This is a genomic window from Volucribacter psittacicida (assembly GCF_004339025.1).
GTDB classification, from domain to species: domain Bacteria; phylum Pseudomonadota; class Gammaproteobacteria; order Enterobacterales; family Pasteurellaceae; genus Volucribacter; species Volucribacter psittacicida.
On sequence record NZ_SMFT01000002.1, the window covers coordinates 346,249 to 364,128 of the forward strand.

Consider the following 17,880-nt stretch of genomic DNA (forward strand, 5'->3'; position numbering starts at 1 on the left):
TATTTAGAAAATAAGCTCCGAGTTTTAGGTTTATTAGGAATATTTAAGGCTTAGTAATATGCTTACGCATTTTAATATTAATCATTTCTACTACCACAGAGAAGCCCATTGCGAAGTAGATATAGCCTTTTGGAATATGGAAATCTAGTCCCTCGCCTAATAGTGCAACGCCAATCAGGATAAGGAAAGATAATGCTAAGATTTTTAGGGTTGGGTGTGATTCCACAAAATCACTGATGGATTTTGCCGCCAACATCATTACCCCTACCGCAATAATAATGGCTAAGATCATCACTTCAATATGTTTTGCCATACCTACGGCGGTAATCACTGAGTCTAATGAGAACACAATATCCAATACCGCAATTTGTGCCAAAATGCTAAAAAAATTAGCATGCTTAGGGGCTTGTTGTTCATCATCTTGTACGGGCATTAATGCGTGATGAATTTCGTGGGTACTTTTTGCGACTAAGAATAACCCCCCAATTAAGAGAATAAGATCACGTCCAGAGATTTCGTTGCCCATAATACTAAATAAGGGGGCAGTAAGTTTCATTACCCAAGCTAGGGAAAGCAATAGCAGAATACGTAACACCATTGCTAGGCTTAAACCGATTAAGCGTGCAGATTGACGTTTTTGTTCAGGTAAACGACTGACTAAAATACTAATAAAAATAATGTTATCAATACCTAACACAATTTCTAGTGCCGTTAGGGTAAAAAGAGCGACCCAAGCCTCGGGGCTTGCTAGCCATTCAAACATAATAAAATATCCTTAAAATATAAAAGAGAAAGTAAAAGGGAGATCATAGCTTGTTATGATAATAAAGCAACTGATTTACCCATTTTTATGGGCATTTTGTGTTAAAAAGGCTTGCAATATTTGCGAGGTAAACTCTTTGCGTAAATAAAAACCAAGGGGAAGGGTATTGATGATTTGCCCATTTTGATCAATGCCTTTGGTTAAGGAGCGACGATTTGCCCCTTTGGGACGTAATTGTAACACTTCCCCCAATTTTGCATTAATTTGTTGCACCTTGCCTAAGGCAATATAATCCATTAATTCTTCCCAATCTTGGCGTAATTGTTGCTCTTGTTCAGGGCTTGGTTGCCATAGGATTGGGCAGCCTATACGCCGTTCAGCAAGGGGAATACTGCGATCCCCTTCAATGGGGATCCATAATACTTTGGATAATTTATGGCGTACATGAGAGTTTTGCCAATTCACACCAATATTTTGGGTTAAAGGTGCAAGGCTCACAAAGGTCGTTTCTAGGGGAAAACCTTGTTGATTGATCGGGATCGTTTTTAATTCAATGCCTAAATGAGCAAAATCTTGTTCTGCTTTACTGCCTGCTTTTGCGCCTAGTGCAGTTTCAATTAATATGCCAACCCAACCCTTATCCCGTCTAAGATCAGGCGGAACAGCAATATTTAAGGCACTGGCAAGTTCTGCAAAGGTTAGCCCTGCAATATCATAGGCTCGTTGTAATAATTCTTGTTCTGATGTGGGTATCTGTGTTTTCATTGTGGATTGCTTAATAAATAATCACTGTATTAGGATCTTAATATTGATCCTGTGAATTTATTCATACTGAATATTTATCACTATGATAAATAAAGGAAAAATATAAGATCTTGTTGCTTGGTTTATAGGGCTAAAAAGTTATTCTAAATTATACCTTATTTCAACCACAATTTTATCCACAGAAAATCTGAATAACTCACAAGTACAGCGAAATTTAAAAAGAGTGATTAGGATTAAGGCAAGATTTGTTGGTTTTTTTATCTGATTTGTTCAGCAGAATTAAGGGAAAAATAGGATATATTTGGGTAATACAAGGCTTATTCAGGATTTATTCATAAGTTATCCACAGATAAAACAGAGGGTTTAAGAATGATTTTTCATTTTTATTTCTCCGTTATTACTAACGGCTTTCGCCGTTGGCGACCTACTTTCTTTACTCATTTAAAGGAAGTAAGTAAGTAAATAAACACGTCCCTAAAAAAGCTTTATCTAATACAGTTTCTTTTATTTAATGGACTATAAAAACGAGAGAACATATTTTTTATCTTTAAGTTAATGTAGTTAGTGTTTTGGTTTTGTGCAACCGTTGCATAATACCGATACTATAAGATTTCAAACTCTTTTTAGTCACTATTTTGTCCATCACACCAATAAAAAAGTGCGGTAAAACCAACCGCACTTTTTATTTTATCTCATCTATTAATGAGTGATTAAAGCACATCAATACAGTTTAAATCTTCAAAAGATTGCTCTAAACGTTTAGACATTGACTCTTCCATTTTGCGTAACCAAACGCGTGGATCATAGTATTTTTTGTTTGGTGCATCTGGGCCTTCTGGGTTACCTAATTGACCTTGTAAATAGGCTTCATTCGCTTTATAGAAGTTTAAAATGCCTTCCCAAGATGCCCATTGTGTATCGGTGTCAATATTCATTTTGATTGCACCATAACCGATAGCTTCACGAATTTCTTCACGACTTGAACCTGAACCACCATGGAATACGAAGTTAATAGATTTCGCTGGTAAGTTACGTTCTTTTGATACAAACTCTTGCGATGCGCCTAAGATGCTTGGTTTTAATTTTACGTTACCTGGTTTATATACGCCATGTACGTTACCAAATGCCGCGGCAACGGTGAAACGTGGGCTAACTGGATTTAACTGATCGTAAACGTAAAGTACATCTTCTGGTTGAGTATAAAGACGTGCTTCATCAACATCGGTATTATCTACGCCATCTTCTTCGCCACCTGTAATACCAATTTCAATTTCAAGGGTCATACCAATTTTGCTCATACGCTCAAGGTATTGACGGCAAATTGCCATATTTTCTTCCATTGGTTCTTCTGATAAATCGATCATATGAGAAGAGAATAATGGTTTGCCTGTTTCAGCAAAGTGTTTTTCGCCAGCTTCAAGTAAGCCATCTACCCAAGGAAGTAAGTTTTTCGCACAATGGTCAGTATGTAAAATAACAGGAACACCATATTCTTCTGCTAGAGCATGAACGTGTTTTGCACCCGCAATCGCACCTAATACATCTGGGCGTTGTCCGCTAGTTGGTTTAATACCTTTACCAGCATAGAAAGAAGAACCACCGTTTGAGAATTGTACAATCACTGGGGCTTTGACACGAGCGGCAGTTTCTAATACTGCATTAATGGAATCTGAGCCTACACAGTTTACTGCTGGAATTGCGAAATTATGCTCTTTTGCATAAGCAAAAACTTTTTGTACATCATCACCCGTAACCACACCTGGTTTTACGATATCTAATAATTTAGCCATTTTATTTTCCTTTATTAATAATAAAATTTATCAAACAATAAGGGGCAACGCCCCTAATAACCTTAATTTTTTGCACGTTTCTCTAAAATTTCAACAGCAGGTAATACTTTACCTTCCACAAACTCTAAGAACGCACCGCCCCCAGTGGAAATATAAGAAATTTTGTCGGCAATACCAAATAAGTCGATAGCAGCTAAAGTATCTCCACCCCCTGCAATAGAGAACGCATCACTTTCTGCAATCGCTTGAGAAATCACTTCGGTACCTTTACGGAAATTCGGGAACTCAAATACGCCTACTGGGCCATTCCACAAAATGGTTTTGGCATTTTTGATTAATGCGGCAAATTCTTCTGCAGTTTTGTCACCAATATCAAAAATAGATTCATTATCCGCTACTTCGTTCACCGCTTTTTCTGTGGCTGGTGCCGTTTCTGAAAACTCGGTACCAACACGCACATCAACAGGAACAGGAATATTGGTCGCTTTCGCTAAACGTTGAGCTTCAGGGATTAAATCTGCTTCATAGAGAGATTTACCCACATTATTTCCTTCTGCGGCAATAAAGGTATTAGCAATACCGCCACCAACGATTAATTGATCGGCAATTTTGGATAAAGAATCTAATACCGTTAATTTTGTTGAGACTTTTGATCCACCCACGATAGCTAACATTGGGCGTTGTGGTTCTTTCAAGGCTTTGCCTAGCGCATCTAATTCGGCGGCTAATAATGGGCCAGCACAAGCGACTGGTGCATATTCAGCCACACCATAAGTTGAGGCTTGCGCACGGTGCGCTGTACCAAAGGCATCCATCACAAACACATCGCAAAGTGCAGCATATTTTTTGCCAAGTTCAGGATCATTTTTCTTTTCACCTTTATTGATACGTACGTTTTCAAGCACCACAACTTCACCTTGATTAACCTCAACGCCATCAAGATAATCACGCACTAAGCGTACAGGTACATCTAGGGCTTTATTTAGGTAATCAACAACAGGTTGTAATGAATCTGCTTCAGTAAATTCACCTTCTGTTGGACGACCTAAGTGAGAGGTTACCATCACTTTCGCGCCTTTTTCTAACGCCAATTTTAAGGTCGGAATCGTCGCACGAATACGCGCGTCAGAAGTTACCACGCCATCTTTTACAGGCACATTTAAATCTGCACGAATAAATACGCGTTTACCTTCTAAGTCCAAATCGGTCATTTTAATTACTGACATAATTGATCCTCTATTAAGTTAAGATAAAATAAAAACTCCGTCCATTATAACCAGTTATCCCTTGTGATTAATAGTGTTAGATCAAAGAATTTTCGATTTATTTTATTTATTTAAATAAATCAAGCCTAATGATATTGTCTTTTCACTTTACAATAAGACAATGGCTACCAACACGTATTACTTTAAAGATGGGCGATGATAGCCTCCCAAGAGATAGACACAATCATTTATAATTGCCCCGCTTTAAATTGAAAAACTCTATCAATCCAAATAAAAAGTGCGGTCATTTTTAGCAAATTTTTTATCTCCTAACGCACTTTTGGGCAATCAATCACTTGCCATTGTAAGTCATAACAAATAAAGAGTTCGTTACGTCTGGCATTTAAACTTTTATTTTGTAAAGCTGGGTTGTTTTTCTTTAACCAACGAAAGAGTTCTGTGCGTGATAGCTCATAATGGGGTAAAGTCAGTGCTTGATATAATTCTCGTTGTTTCTCAAAATAACTACGTGCATCTTTAAACGCACAAGCACCATGTTTTTCCCATTCGCCCTGTAATAATCTTGCATCAGGGGACTCTGGCATAAATTCTTCAATAAGATCTCGTGGCAAGGGCTTTAAATCCCCTTGGCAAAAACGAGGGTGTTCGGAAACTCGGCGAGCTTTGGCATGTTGTGGCCATAAACCATGAATGATCCAACCAAACTGTTGAGTGTCGCCACATTGATACTGCACAGAATTAGGTAAATTATCTTGATAACGTTTTTGTTGTTGCGCACAAAAAGCTGGCGACCAAGATAAAACGAGGGTGTAATAATCAGTGCTTGCACGTTTATTTTGCCCTATGGGATCATGTTTCATTGAAACATCATAATCCGTATCTAACACCACTTCTACGGCGTGTTTTTGCTGTGCAAAATAATACCAGCCTGCTAATAAAAACATAAAAAAGCAAACCACAAATAATGAAAGTAATAATGTATTACGTTGATTCATTGTTATTCCTTATCTAAGACTTGTGAAACAGTGGCTTTTTAGCCAACTTTCTTTATAATGTGCCACTCAATGATTTTTTATCCTTTGTAACAATAGGTTTATGGCATTATTAATTACCGCAAAATGTACAAATTGTGATATGTGTTTACCCGAATGTCCCAATGAGGCTATTTCGGTGGGCGATGAGATCTATGTAATTGATCCTGTACTTTGTACTGAATGCGTGGGACATTATGATAAACCCACTTGCCAGAAAGTTTGCCCTATTAATCATTGTATTATTTCTGATCCTGCCCATGTTGAAAGCCACGATGAACTGTGGGAAAAATTTGTGTTAATTCATCACGCCGATAAACTCTAACCTTTAAGCTGTGGCTTCTCGAGCAAAAGCAGCAGCTTGGGCAATAAGTTGTTCATCTGGGCGTTGTTGGGTATACAGCACAAATTGTTCCAGCGCTTGTAAAACAATAACTTCTGCCCCAGAAATGGTGGTTTTACCTTGTTGCTGGGCATAAGTTATCAATGGGGTTTGTGCTGGTAATGCGACCACATCAAAAATCACTTGTGCTTGTTGAATCAAAGGTTCAGCAAAGGCTAATTGTTCCGCCTCAGCACCACCATACATTCCTATTGGGGTAACATTGACTAAAATATCTGCCCCTTGGGTCAAGGTATTGCAATATTGATAGCCGTATAATTCTGCTAAAGGTTGCCCTGTTTGCTGATTGCGTGCCAATACAGTTAATTGAGTAAATCCTGCTTGTTTAAAAGCCGCCACCACTGCTTTTGCCATACCGCCACTCCCTTGCACTACCACAGCTTGCTCGGGGGATAATTGATATTGGGCAATGAGCTTACTAATGGCGATATAATCGGTATTGTAAGCGGTCAAGTAACCTTTATCATTAACAATGGTATTTACCGATTGAATGGCTTGAACTGAGGGTGATAATTCATCAAGAAACGGAATACAGCTTTCTTTAAAGGGCATTGAAATGGCACAACCTCGTATGCCTAATGCACGAATACCTTTTATGGCATCTTCAATATTTTCGGTGGTAAAGGCTTTATAAATAAAATTTAAGCCCAACTTTTCATATAAATAATTATGAAATCTGGTGCCAAAATTGCCGGGTCGCCCAGCTAATGACATACAAAGTTGTGTATCTTTATTAATCATTTTACGTCCTTATTCATCATTAAGCATTATACCAAGCGGACAATAATATCCCTGCATTCACTACCACATTTAAGCCTTGTTTCAGTTGATAGCTATGGGGGATTTTTATGTGTTTATCGCCAGTCATAACCAAGCTATCATCATCTGTTTCGCTTAACACAAACACCACTTTATCGGCAAATTTGGTTTGCGTGATAAGCGCCGCTTGCTTATTTTGGCTAAGATGAATAATTTGATAGCCTGCCTGACGTAATTGCTGTAAACCTTCGTGAAGGTAGGGGGTTTCTAAAGATAAAAGATGTTCCGCTCCCCCTTCGGCAATGCGTAATGCCATAGAAGAATGTAAAGCATCAATATTATCCACCACAAGCCCTCTCACGCCAAAATACGCACAAGTCCGCATTAAGCCACCAATGTTATAAGCATTCCCCATTTGGTTAAGTAAGACTAAACAATCTTGTGAACGTTCAAGTTGCAAATAGCCTGCAAGGCTAAAAGGCGTGTTTTTCTTCACCAACATACAAATACCGCCATGGTGTTCTGATCCGCTCACTAATTGTAATTCTTGTTGATCGACAATATGATAGGCTTTTTTATGGTTCGCCAAATAGCTTAAAATATGCCCAATTTTATGGGACATTTGCACCGTTGCCCATACTCGTACAATGGCTTCAGGGCGTACATCAAACAAGGTTAAACACGCATTCTCGCCATAAACTTTCATTTCTTCTGCACGATTTTTACGAATTTTCTCTGGTGCACGCGGCGAAAGAGGCCCTGTCTTTTTCGTTTGTGTTGTAGTGCCACGATGTTTAATGAAAACCGGCACTGTGCCTTGTTTATCCGCACGTTGTAACTCAGTATTAAGGGAATAATGTTTTTTTGCTGAGGTCGCTGATGGTTGCCCCGTTTTATCCTGCGTAGGCTTTGACGTACGGCGTTGAGTGGAAAAATGAGGAGAAGTAGGTTCTTTAAACTGGCGTTTATTTTGCTGAAAAGTGGGTTTTTTATGCTGCATAAATTACTCAAAAATAATATATTTAATGCCGATCATTATAGCGAGAAAAGCAAGAGAAATCGCTATTTTTTAACAGAAAAAGGCGGAAATTACTGTTAAAATGGCTTGGTTAATTGTAAACTAATCACTTAATATTCGGAATAACATTGAATAATTATGCTAATAGACAAAAGTAAGCGAGCCAAAAGAAATCTTGAAAATTTGCCTTGTTTAGCACAACAACCAGAAGATATTACCTTTATTTATCGTGCAGAAGACTTTAAACAACAAATTATTCAGCTTATTCGTCAAGCAAAAACGCGCATTTATTTGACCGCACTTTATTGGCAAAATGATGAGGCGGGTCAACAAATCTTAGCTGAAATTTACCAAGCGAAACAAGATAATCCTCAACTCGATATTAAAATCCTCGTGGATTGGCATCGCGCCCAACGTAATTTATTGGGGGCAAAAAAGTGCGAAACCAATGCCGATTGGTATGTTCAACAACGCCAAGCCCATCAAGACACCCCATTATTCTGGGGAGTGCCGATTAATACCCGAGAAATTTTTGGTGTTTTGCATATTAAAGGATTTATTTTTGATGATACCTTGTTATATAGTGGGGCGAGCATTAATAATGTTTATTTATGCCAACAGCAAAAGTACCGTTATGATCGTTATCATCAAATTACCAATTCTGCTTTAGCGGATTGTATGGTCAATTTTATTAACCAATATTTATGGGATCAGCGTGCTGTTTTTTCCTTGGATCAGTTACCTCGCCCTACCACGAAGACCCTTCGCCACGCTATTCGTGCTTACCGTAAACACTTGGCACAACAGGGAAAATATCAATTTGAGAATAATGCCAATGAGCAACAACTTCGTATTAGTCCATTATTTGGTTTAGGTGCTCAACATAATGTATTAAATCGCACCATTGAGGATTTATTGTTAGTGGTAGAACAAAAATTAATTATTTGTACACCATATTTTAATTTACCACGCAGTTTACAACAAAAAATTCGTCTGCTTTTGCAATTAGGCAAACAAGTAGAAATTATTGTAGGTGATAAAACCGCGAATGATTTTTATATTCCCCCTGAAAAACCTTTTAAACTGATTGGAGCATTGCCTTATCTCTATGAAAAAAATCTACGCGCATTTAGCAAAAAATTTGCGGATGATATTACTCAAGGCAATTTAACCATTAGAATCTGGAAAAATGGTGAAAATAGCTATCATCTTAAAGGGGTGTGGGTTGATGATTATTATATTTTATTGACGGGGAATAATCTTAATCCTCGTGCTTGGCGTTTAGATGCGGAAAATGGTTTGTTAATCCAAGATCCTCAGCAACAATTAAAAACTCAAGTAGCGCAAGAGTTACAAGCGATTCGTCAACATACCCAACAAATTACCCACTATACTCAATTACAAGATTTAACGGATTATCCTTTTCCTGTGCAAAAATTACTGAAAAAATTTGCCAGAATTAAAGCCGATGCCTTAATCAAAATGGTGTTATAGCATTGAAAGAGGTACGCCGAAGGTAGTACAAAGCGTACGGCAAGGCGTACCAACAGGCTATCAGTCTAAAGTGGGACGACTATCGTTGTTTCAATTATGGCTTTTTGGCATAGTAAGAATAACTAAGCTGGTGATAACCAACATCATTGCCACCCCAATATAAAGCGATTGTTTTTGCCAACCTAGATCTAATAATGCCCCTGCAAGGATTGGGGCGATAATCGCGCCCATTCTGCCAATACCTACCGCCCAACCCACGCCTGTGGCTCGGATTTTAGTTGGGTAAATTAACGTGTTAAGCATATAAATACCACTAATACAGCCATTAATAAGAAAACCTAATACCACGCCAATAACAATGGCAAAAATCAGCTGTTCAGACAATAAAATAAATCCAATCATGGTGATGGCAGCCATCAAGGTAAACAGCATTAAAACTTGGCTTGCTCGCCAGCGAATAGCAAAAAAGCCGTAGGACGTTGCCCCACATACGGTTCCTGCCGAAATCATAATACCTACGGTAATACTTTGTTGAGCGGTCATACCTGCTTCTTTGAGTAATGTAGGTGTCCAAAAATTAATAAAATAAAAGGCAAACATAATGGTAAAAAACACAAACCAAAGTAATAAAGTGGCTTTGATTAAGGGGGGCGAGAAAAGTTGACGTGGCGAATGAGATTTTATCTCTTGAGGAGATAAAGGCGGTAATTGGTATTGAGTTATGCCTAATCGTTGGCTGATATGATCAAGGCGTTGGCGAAAGGCTTTTGGTTGCTTATTGACTAAATAATCAATGGATTCAGGTAAAAATAGCCATAACATCACAAAACAAAGGCCGGTTAAGATTGCCCCTGCTAAAAATACCGAGCGCCAACCATAATATTGCTGTAAAAACACAGCAAAAATTCCGCCTAATACCGCCCCTAAACTGTAACCCGCAATAAAAATACTAATGGCAACGCCTCGCCATTTTTGTGATGCATACTCACTGGCTAAAATATTTCCTCCAACCAAAATGCCTCCTACGCCAATGCCCGTAATAATGCGGTAAATGGCAAGGCTAGTTGGGTTATGAACAAAAGCGGAAGCGAACATACCTAAAGCAGAAATTGCCACCGCAATTAATAATAATGGTCGCCGCCCAATACGATCCGCAAGAGGGGCAAGAAACAAAGAGCCTAGTGCCATACCAATAAGCCCAGCACTGAGTAAATAACCAAGTGCGGTGCTTGTGAGAGAAAATTCTTCTCGAATGGCGGACGCGGTAAAGGCAAGTGCCAATACATCAAAACCATCAAGCATATTCATTATGGCGGTCATCAAAATGACAAACCACTGATAAGGCCGCATAGGATTTAAATTAATTTGACTTACAAGATTCATTTTACTGCGTTTAATTCTGCTTTAATACGTAAGAAAGCTAAGGCTAAGGTAGAAACAAGCATAATCAATGCAATGCCAATATATAAATCCTGTTTCTGCCAACCTTGATCCAATAAAAAGCCTGCTACGGTGGGAGCTAAAATCGCGCCTACACGCCCCACGCCTATTGACCAGCCTACTCCTGTACCACGAATATCTGCGGCATAAATACTTGGGTTGAGGGTATAAAGCCCACTAATACAACCGTTCATTAACGCACCAATGGCAATCCCAAAAACAATGGCGAGGGATAACATACTGGCGGATAAAATAAAAATTACCGACATTAACGCCGCTCCCAAGGTAAATAAAATCAAGACGTTGCGTGCTGTCCATCGGCTGGCTAAAATACCATAAAGCAATGCCCCACAAGTTCCCCCTAAGGAGATCATTATTCCCACAGTAACACTTTGTTCCGTACTCATTCCCATTTCTTTTAACAAAGCAGGCGTCCAAGAGCTAACAAAATAATAGCTAAACATAATGGCAATAAAAGCAAGCCAGATTAACAATGTTGAACGCAAATATTGTGGGCTAAATAATTTAGAAATAGGCAGTTTTACCGCATTTGTGTTCCCTTTAGGGGGTAATGCCCAGTCGCCCGCTAAATGAATTTTGCGGGCTATGTGATTTAAACGCTGTTGGGCATTTTTAGGTTGTTTCGTGCTAAGGAAATCAATGGATTCAGGTAACCAAAATAATAACACCAACAAACATAAAGCAGTTAATATCGCGCCGACCAAATACACCGAACGCCAACCATATTCTGCTTGTAAAACAACCGCAAAAAAGCCCCCCAACATAGCACCAATACCAAAGCCAGAGGCATAAATGCTAATGGCTAAACTACGCCATTTTTTAGAAGAATATTCACTGGTTAAAACATTGGTGCCGACTAAAATCCCACCCACGCCTAATCCTGTGATAACTCGCCAAAAACCGAGGACTTGGTAACTACTTACAAAGGCAGAGCCTAACATACCTAATGCCGATAGGGCTACCGAAATCAGCAATAAGGGACGGCGACCAAATTTATCCGCTAAAGGGGCAAGAAATAAGGAGCCAGCGGTCATACCCAATAAACCTGCACTAAATAAATAGCCCAGCTCAACGCCTGTTAGCCCAAATTCAGTACGAATTGCCGTTGCCGTAAAGGCGAGAGCCAATACATCAAACCCATCTAATAAATTCATTACCGCCGCCATAATAACAATGAGCCATTGGTATAAACTCATTGGACTTTGCGCGATTTTTTCTGTTAATGTCATAGACCACTTCTCCACTATTATGATAAAACTTACTGCGTTAAACGATTAATCTTTCGCAAAATAACATCTAGCACCACACCATAGGCAGGAACAAATAATAAAATCCCAATAAAGAGTTTAAATAAATAATCCACAAACCCTAGACTTACCCAGTGAGTTGCCATAAAAGGATCGCTACTTTGATAAAAAGCCACCGCAAAAAATAAAAAGGTATCCATCGCAGAACCGAAAATCATTGAACAACTAGGGGCTATCCACCATTGTGGTAAGCGACGTAATCGGTTAAACACAAACACATCTAATAATTGCCCAAAGACGTAAGCCAAAAAGCTGGCAATGGCAATACGAAAAACAAAAAAATTAAAAATACTGACCGCACTTAGCCCTTGATAAACGCCCTCTGAAAACAAAACAGAAACAATATAGCTAATAACTAATGCGGGCAACATCACAATAAAAATAATAATACGTGCAGCCTTTGCGCCAAAAATGCGTACCGTTAAATCTGTGGCAAGGAAAATAAAAGGAAAAGTGAGTGTGCCCCAAGTGCTATGAAAACGAAAATCTTGTAGATGAAAAATCCCCAAAGGAAGACGAATTTCAAAGGGAATTTGTACCAAATAATTACTGGCGGTAATGATAAAAATATGAAAAAAACTGAGTAAAAAAAGAGAATAAATTTTTTGTTGACGTGTAAATACTAACGATTGTTTTAACATAATGATCCTTTTTATTAAGTGATTGGGGTGAGGGAACCCAAATATATAGTCGTCCCACTTTAAAAATGATACAGCGTTGGTACGCCTCGCCGTACGACTTGTACTGTCTTCGGCGTACCGCCTTGTCTCATTTTAAATTGGAAACGACTATAATCGCGACACTTTAAACTGAAACAACTATAAAACCCTTTCTTGGCATAAAAAACCCTGCATTATGCAGGGTTAATATCATCGTTAAACCAAGATTATTTTGTACTTGGAATACTGAAACGTTTGTTAAAGCGTTCTACACGACCGCCTGTATCAACAACACGTTGTTTACCTGTATAGAATGGGTGACAAACACCACACACATCTAAGTTAATGTCTTTACCCACTGTAGAGCGAGTTTTAATCACATTACCGCAAGAACAAGTTGCCGTAATTTCTTTATATTCTGGGTGAATACCTTGTCTCATAGAAAACCTCAATCTGAAGCCATACCGCCATTGGCGTTTTTCAGCCAATACCGTATGTAATCTTAACCTATTTCAGGTTAGTTGGTTAATATTCATTGCATAAATGCAACAGGAAAAGTGCGGTGCATTTTATAATAAAAATGCACTCGCAACAATATGAAAGATAATCCCTTTAAAAGACTATCTTAACGACTTAATTAGTCGCCTAAACGCTCTTTAATACGTGCAGATTTACCTGAACGCTCACGTAAGTAGTAAAGTTTCGCTTTACGTACCGCACCTTTACGTTTCACACTAATGCTATCAATGATTGGTGAATGAGTTTGGAATACACGCTCAACCCCAACGCCATTAGAAATTTTACGTAAAGTAAAAGCAGAATGTAAACCACGATTGCGAATCGCGATAACAACGCCTTCAAAGGCTTGTAAACGTTTTTTATTACCTTCTTTTACCCATACTTTCACTTCTAAAGTATCACCTGGGCGGAAGCTAGGTACGTTTTGTTTAAGTTGTTCTTGTTCAAGTTGTTTAATGATGTTACTCATAATCTTTCCTTATAAGGATAAATCCTAGGTTTAACTGATAATCGCTTGATACTCAAGTTGTGCTTGAGCCAATAGCTTACGTTGTTCGTCAGTCAGAGCTAGGCTTTCTAATAGCTCAGGTCGTCTTAACCAAGTCCGCAATAAAGATTGCTTTAATCGCCATTGGCGGATTTCTTCATGGTTACCAGACATTAACACCTTAGGAACAGTCAAGCCGTCTAAACATTCAGGGCGTGTATAATGAGGACAATCTAACAAACCTTCTGCAAAGGAATCTTCTTGTGCAGAAACCGCTTTACCCAATACACCCGGGATAAATCTTGCCACTGCATCGATTAACGTCATTGCGGGCAACTCCCCCCCTGTTAAAACGTAATCACCGATTGACCATTCTTCATCAATATCCGTTTCAATCAATCGTTCATCAATGCCCTCGTAACGCCCACAAACTAAAACCAAGTTTTGATATGTAGACAAATATTTTACGCCTGCTTGATCGAGTTTACGTCCTTGTGGCGAAAGGTAAATCACTTTTGTCTGCTCGCCAATATTCTGTTTAGCACAACGAATGGCATCACGCAAAGGTTGCACCATCATCAACATACCCGGACCACCGCCATAAGGGCGATCATCAACAGTTTTATGTTTATCCGTTGTAAAATCTCGAGGATTCCAACATTGTATGCTTAACAGATTTTGTTTAACTGCTCGTCCTGTTACCCCAAATTCCGTAATCGCTTTAAACATCTCGGGAAAAAGGCTAATAATACCAATCTGCATATAAAGCTACAGGATTACCTGAGGTTAGAAACCAGCGTCCCAATCCACTTCTATTGTTTTTGTGGTGAGATCGACTCTTTTAACTACTTGTTCAAGCAAAAAAGGAATTAACCGTTCTTGCTTAGCGAAAGCATCTTTATTCATTGCTCTTACGACCAACACATCATTAGATCCCGTTTCCATCATTTCAGAAACCACGCCCATATTATAGCCTTGCAAATTAACGACCTGACAGCCAATCAAATCGTGCCAATAATAATCCCCCTCTTCAAGCTGAGGAAAGACCGCAAGATCCACGCCAATTTCAATATTAGCGAGAGTTTGAGCGCTTTCTCGATCATCAATATGTTTCAATTTAACAATCAAATCATTATTGTGATAACGCCAAGTTTCTAATTCTGTTTGTTGCCACTTGCCTTTAATTTTTAAATACCAAGGCTGATAAGCAAAGATACTTTCACTTTGTTCTGTTGATGAATAGATACGCAACCAACCACGAATGCCATAAGTGGAACCTAATTTCCCAACCACTGCAATACGTTGTTCACTCATCTTACTCACCTAACTAAAATAAAGAATATTGTTTATGCTTCTTTACGAGCTTGTTTTACTAAGCTGTTTACACGATCAGATAAAGTAGCACCTTGACCTAACCAGTAATCAACACGCTCTAAATTAATACGTAAAGGCTCAGCTTGACCAGAAGCTAAAGGGTTAAAAAAGCCTACACGCTCAATAAAACGACCGTCACGCGGTGAACGGCTATCTGCAACAACAATTTGATAAAATGGGCGTTTTTTTGCTCCGCCACGAGATAAACGAATGGTTACCATAACCTTCCTCTAATTCAATAGTAAAAAGAAAAATCCTCATAAATGAGGATAATGCTTACTTTTTTCTCTGTATATATAGACAAAAAGCCTGCCGATTTTACCTTTTTTGATAAAAAATGCAAGTATGAAATAAATACCATCCCACTTTTATAGCCGTTTCAATTTAAAATAAGACAAGCCTGTAAACTGAAGGCAATACAAAGTGCGGTCAGTTTTTATCTATTTTTTCCTAGCCATTTTTTTAGCTTTATTTTTACCTTCTTAATTCCTTGATCTAAAATCAAATTCAAACGGCTATTCATTTTATGTTGGCTAAAATGTACTCGCCGTTTATCGCCAAGGTGGGCAACCATTGGCTGTTTGAAAAAAACACTAATGAAATTACGTTGATAATAAAAATCCGAAAGCACATCTTCTAAAGGTTGTCCAATGAGCTTGGCGTAATCGCCGAACAAATCCATATCTGCTTTACGACGTAATCCAGGATTAAAAGTAAAAACCTCTTTACGCACTTGGTAAAAATGTTCGCCCTGTGGCGAAATATAATCTTCCTCAAGGAAAAAATCTTGTGGATAATCTTGTTTATCTCGCATTCCTACCAATAAAACCTTTGGATCTTGCTCTAACAATGCTAGAGAACGCTCAATAAAGCCTGATTGTGAAAATAACCAATCATCTTCGCAATGAAAAATATAGGGAGTAGTTACTTCCGCATAAGCACGATCAATGGAGCGCATTTGTCCTAAACGTTGTGGATTAATAATAAGCTGAATAGGATATTGATCATATTGGCTAATTAATTGGCGTAATGCTTTTTCGCCGCCACCACTATCTTCAATAATGATAATTTTAGCGAGGGGATAATGATTATAATGAAAAAAACTTTGTAAGGTCTTTGCTAATAAATCAAAACGCCCTGCGCTGGTGATCACAAGGGTAACCTTTGAGGATTCTCTGTTATTTATCATTTTTCTTTATGTCCTTGTTTTCATTTATAGGTTGTAATTGTTCAAGCCCATTCGCACAACGAACCAGTTTTTGATTCATCGCCATATTCAATAATTTATCATTTTCAGGTAGGCTATCCCGTTCGGCTTCGTGATGCCAAAGATGATAAGCGATGCCCGCAAATTTAAGGTTAGCCCGTTTACCGCCGTTATTGTAAAAACGTGCTACAAACTCACTATCCTCACGCCCCCAACCAATAAAGTCATTATTAAAACCATTAATTGCAACGGCATCTTGTTTAAAGAAAGCCATATTACAACCGCGTATGCCTTGGTATTCATTACGCAATTCTTTGGCTAAAATGACCGCACTTAACCAAGGTAAATGTAAGGCAGAAAGCCGTTTTTCTAAACGTTTTTCTAAATCTTTTTCATAGAATTTTAATGGTCTATATTGGCGAGGATTTGCCAATAATTGTTTCGTTTTTTGTTCGGTTAAGATGACGCGTCCACCTTGAACAAAAAGCCCTTTGCGAGCCACGTTTTTATGATCAGCGATAAAATCGGGGTGAAGAAGCATATCGCCATCGATAACAATAACATAATCACTTTCTACCATAGCTAAAGCCCGATTGCGAGATTGTGCTAAACGAAATCCATCATCGGGTTGCCAAGCATGTTTGAGTTTAAAGGGTAAAGGTTGCGCTTGAAAATCTTTGATAACTTGTTGCGTTTGTTCGCTTGAGCCATCATCAGCAATAATCACTTCTTGTGGTAACACTTTTTGTGCTAACACTGAATAGAGTACAGCTTCTAAGGCATCAGGGCGGTTGTAAGTCGTAATGATGAGTGCAGCGGTCAAGGTTTGATTAGCTTCTGCTAATTTTACATATTTATAATAAGAACCGCTGGCATTGGCAAAGGAAATCACAAAACCATCAGCACCCGATAAAACGCCTTTCTTAACAATATAATTTTTCACAAAGGCTGAAATGCCATGCCCTATAGCGGTCAATAATGAGGCTCGTTTTCGGAATTTTTGTTGTTCGGCAAACAAGCTCGTGTATTGTTGCATTTTGCTAATTAAGCCTTCAGCATTGGCAAAAGAATAATGTAAAAAGGGTTGAGTAAGATTAATAATTTGATGTTCTTGTGTTAATTGTAGCGATTCATGCACTTTTTTATGGTTAAATTGCACCGCACTTTTATGATATAAACGTTTTACATAATCAGGATACCAACCGCAGGTTTTTATGGGTTTACCACGATAATGATTAATACGAGGAATCGCATAAACACGATGAGGATTACTCAGATCAAGCTGGCGAATTTCTTGAATAAGCTCAGGCGTAAAAATTTCATCGCTATCAATATTAATAATCCAATCATTTTTAGCCAAAGACGCCGCTAAATTTTTCATTTCCCCAAACCCGACAAAATCATGATAATGAATCACAACATTATGATATTGTTGAGCAATGGCTAAGGTGTCATCGGTTGAGCCATTATCTAACACAATAATTTCATCAAAATCTTTTAACGCATTTAAACACTGAGCCAGATAGCTTTGCGAGTTTTTAGTGAGAATAGTGACGCTAATGGGCAAGGTTTCAGCCATAATTTATCCTTTAAGTCTATTGCCTGAACGATTATACT

The 17,880-nt window shown here is 38.4% G+C and carries 19 protein-coding genes; 2 read left to right on the top strand and 17 right to left on the bottom strand.

The features are described 5' to 3' along the window. Positions 1-43 precede the first annotated feature (43 nt). The 5 genes from EV694_RS04945 to EV694_RS04965 form a co-directional block, all read right to left on the bottom strand. Positions 44-763, bottom strand: coding sequence for a TerC family protein (locus EV694_RS04945; RefSeq protein ID WP_132690097.1), 720 nt, complete (start codon positions 761-763; stop codon positions 44-46). Between the two features lie 75 nt (positions 764-838). Continuing rightward, positions 839-1,528, bottom strand: coding sequence for a DNA mismatch repair endonuclease MutH (mutH, locus tag EV694_RS04950; protein ID WP_132690100.1), 690 nt, complete (start codon positions 1,526-1,528; stop codon positions 839-841). Positions 1,529-2,238: 710 nt separating this feature from the next. Next, positions 2,239-3,318, bottom strand: coding sequence for a class II fructose-bisphosphate aldolase (gene fbaA / locus EV694_RS04955; RefSeq protein ID WP_132690103.1), 1,080 nt, complete (start codon positions 3,316-3,318; stop codon positions 2,239-2,241). 62 nt (positions 3,319-3,380) lie between these two features. Beyond that, positions 3,381-4,544, bottom strand: a complete 1,164-nt coding sequence (gene pgk / locus EV694_RS04960) for a phosphoglycerate kinase (RefSeq protein ID WP_132690105.1) — start codon at positions 4,542-4,544, stop codon at positions 3,381-3,383. 308 nt (positions 4,545-4,852) lie between these two features. After that, on the bottom strand, positions 4,853-5,539 hold the full coding sequence (locus EV694_RS04965; protein ID WP_132690108.1) for a ribonuclease T2 family protein: 687 nt from the start codon (positions 5,537-5,539) through the stop codon (positions 4,853-4,855). A gap of 100 nt (positions 5,540-5,639) precedes the next feature. Here EV694_RS04965 and EV694_RS04970 point away from each other — a divergent pair, with 100 nt between their 5' ends. Further along, positions 5,640-5,900, top strand: coding sequence for a YfhL family 4Fe-4S dicluster ferredoxin (locus tag EV694_RS04970; protein ID WP_132690110.1), 261 nt, complete (start codon positions 5,640-5,642; stop codon positions 5,898-5,900). Between the two features lie 3 nt (positions 5,901-5,903). Here EV694_RS04970 and EV694_RS04975 read toward each other — a convergent pair whose 3' ends face one another. Both EV694_RS04975 and EV694_RS04980 read right to left on the bottom strand, forming a co-directional pair. After that, entirely contained in the window at positions 5,904-6,719 is an 816-nt protein-coding gene (locus EV694_RS04975; RefSeq protein ID WP_132690113.1) for a shikimate 5-dehydrogenase, read from the bottom strand. A gap of 19 nt (positions 6,720-6,738) precedes the next feature. Further along, positions 6,739-7,737: a TrmH family RNA methyltransferase gene (locus EV694_RS04980; protein WP_132690116.1), complete on the bottom strand. Its 999-nt coding sequence runs from the start codon at positions 7,735-7,737 to the stop codon at positions 6,739-6,741. Positions 7,738-7,893: 156 nt separating this feature from the next. Between EV694_RS04980 and pssA the strand changes: the two genes are divergently transcribed. Next, a complete protein-coding gene (gene pssA / locus EV694_RS04985) occupies positions 7,894-9,249 on the top strand; it encodes a CDP-diacylglycerol--serine O-phosphatidyltransferase (protein WP_132690118.1) in 1,356 nt (451 codons plus the stop codon). A 90-nt stretch (positions 9,250-9,339) separates the two neighbouring features. Here the strand turns inward: pssA and EV694_RS04990 are convergent, their stop codons facing one another. The 10 genes from EV694_RS04990 to EV694_RS05035 all read right to left on the bottom strand — a co-directional run bounded on the left by EV694_RS04990 (position 9,340) and on the right by EV694_RS05035 (position 17,842). Next, positions 9,340-10,632 (bottom strand): MFS transporter, encoded by a 1,293-nt coding sequence (locus EV694_RS04990; protein WP_132690120.1) that lies wholly within the window; start codon positions 10,630-10,632, stop codon positions 9,340-9,342. Then, the gene (locus EV694_RS04995) at positions 10,629-11,939 is read right to left on the bottom strand and encodes an MFS transporter (RefSeq protein ID WP_132690124.1); all 1,311 of its coding nucleotides are present in this window, start codon (positions 11,937-11,939) and stop codon (positions 10,629-10,631) included. The genes EV694_RS04990 and EV694_RS04995 overlap by 4 nt, the downstream gene beginning before the upstream one ends. A gap of 29 nt (positions 11,940-11,968) precedes the next feature. Continuing rightward, positions 11,969-12,658, bottom strand: coding sequence for a 7-cyano-7-deazaguanine/7-aminomethyl-7-deazaguanine transporter (locus EV694_RS05000; protein ID WP_132690126.1), 690 nt, complete (start codon positions 12,656-12,658; stop codon positions 11,969-11,971). Positions 12,659-12,903: 245 nt separating this feature from the next. Next, entirely contained in the window at positions 12,904-13,116 is a 213-nt protein-coding gene (rpmE, locus tag EV694_RS05005) for a 50S ribosomal protein L31 (RefSeq protein WP_132690129.1), read from the bottom strand. A gap of 197 nt (positions 13,117-13,313) precedes the next feature. Then, entirely contained in the window at positions 13,314-13,664 is a 351-nt protein-coding gene (gene rplS / locus EV694_RS05010; RefSeq protein WP_132690131.1) for a 50S ribosomal protein L19, read from the bottom strand. A gap of 30 nt (positions 13,665-13,694) precedes the next feature. Next, positions 13,695-14,444 carry a tRNA (guanosine(37)-N1)-methyltransferase TrmD gene (gene trmD, locus EV694_RS05015; RefSeq protein ID WP_132690134.1) on the bottom strand — a complete coding sequence of 250 codons (750 nt, stop codon included), beginning with the start codon at positions 14,442-14,444 and terminating at the stop codon, positions 13,695-13,697. A 24-nt stretch (positions 14,445-14,468) separates the two neighbouring features. Continuing rightward, positions 14,469-14,996, bottom strand: coding sequence for a ribosome maturation factor RimM (rimM, locus tag EV694_RS05020; protein WP_132690137.1), 528 nt, complete (start codon positions 14,994-14,996; stop codon positions 14,469-14,471). Between the two features lie 32 nt (positions 14,997-15,028). Continuing rightward, a complete protein-coding gene (gene rpsP, locus EV694_RS05025; protein ID WP_132690140.1) occupies positions 15,029-15,277 on the bottom strand; it encodes a 30S ribosomal protein S16 in 249 nt (82 codons plus the stop codon). 215 nt (positions 15,278-15,492) lie between these two features. Next, positions 15,493-16,245 (bottom strand): glycosyltransferase family 2 protein, encoded by a 753-nt coding sequence (locus EV694_RS05030; RefSeq protein ID WP_132690142.1) that lies wholly within the window; start codon positions 16,243-16,245, stop codon positions 15,493-15,495. Then, entirely contained in the window at positions 16,235-17,842 is a 1,608-nt protein-coding gene (locus tag EV694_RS05035; RefSeq protein ID WP_132690145.1) for a glycosyltransferase family 2 protein, read from the bottom strand. The genes EV694_RS05030 and EV694_RS05035 overlap by 11 nt, the downstream gene beginning before the upstream one ends. Positions 17,843-17,880 lie beyond the last annotated feature (38 nt).

Coding starts and splice junctions, on each gene's coding strand:
- EV694_RS05030 (WP_132690142.1), bottom strand. CDS start 16,245: ATGATAAATAACAGAGAATCCTCAAAGGTTACCCTTGTGATCACCAGC.
- rplS (WP_132690131.1), bottom strand. CDS start 13,664: ATGAGTAACATCATTAAACAACTTGAACAAGAACAACTTAAACAAAAC.
- rpsP (WP_132690140.1), bottom strand. CDS start 15,277: ATGGTAACCATTCGTTTATCTCGTGGCGGAGCAAAAAAACGCCCATTT.
- EV694_RS04995 (WP_132690124.1), bottom strand. CDS start 11,939: ATGACATTAACAGAAAAAATCGCGCAAAGTCCAATGAGTTTATACCAA.
- EV694_RS04980 (WP_132690116.1), bottom strand. CDS start 7,737: ATGCAGCATAAAAAACCCACTTTTCAGCAAAATAAACGCCAGTTTAAA.
- trmD (WP_132690134.1), bottom strand. CDS start 14,444: ATGCAGATTGGTATTATTAGCCTTTTTCCCGAGATGTTTAAAGCGATT.
- EV694_RS04990 (WP_132690120.1), bottom strand. CDS start 10,632: ATGAATCTTGTAAGTCAAATTAATTTAAATCCTATGCGGCCTTATCAG.
- rpmE (WP_132690129.1), bottom strand. CDS start 13,116: ATGAGACAAGGTATTCACCCAGAATATAAAGAAATTACGGCAACTTGT.
- rimM (WP_132690137.1), bottom strand. CDS start 14,996: ATGAGTGAACAACGTATTGCAGTGGTTGGGAAATTAGGTTCCACTTAT.
- fbaA (WP_132690103.1), bottom strand. CDS start 3,318: ATGGCTAAATTATTAGATATCGTAAAACCAGGTGTGGTTACGGGTGAT.
- mutH (WP_132690100.1), bottom strand. CDS start 1,528: ATGAAAACACAGATACCCACATCAGAACAAGAATTATTACAACGAGCC.
- pgk (WP_132690105.1), bottom strand. CDS start 4,544: ATGTCAGTAATTAAAATGACCGATTTGGACTTAGAAGGTAAACGCGTA.
- EV694_RS04965 (WP_132690108.1), bottom strand. CDS start 5,539: ATGAATCAACGTAATACATTATTACTTTCATTATTTGTGGTTTGCTTT.
- EV694_RS05035 (WP_132690145.1), bottom strand. CDS start 17,842: ATGGCTGAAACCTTGCCCATTAGCGTCACTATTCTCACTAAAAACTCG.
- EV694_RS04945 (WP_132690097.1), bottom strand. CDS start 763: ATGTTTGAATGGCTAGCAAGCCCCGAGGCTTGGGTCGCTCTTTTTACC.
- EV694_RS05000 (WP_132690126.1), bottom strand. CDS start 12,658: ATGTTAAAACAATCGTTAGTATTTACACGTCAACAAAAAATTTATTCT.
- EV694_RS04970 (WP_132690110.1), top strand. CDS start 5,640: ATGGCATTATTAATTACCGCAAAATGTACAAATTGTGATATGTGTTTA.
- pssA (WP_132690118.1), top strand. CDS start 7,894: ATGCTAATAGACAAAAGTAAGCGAGCCAAAAGAAATCTTGAAAATTTG.
- EV694_RS04975 (WP_132690113.1), bottom strand. CDS start 6,719: ATGATTAATAAAGATACACAACTTTGTATGTCATTAGCTGGGCGACCC.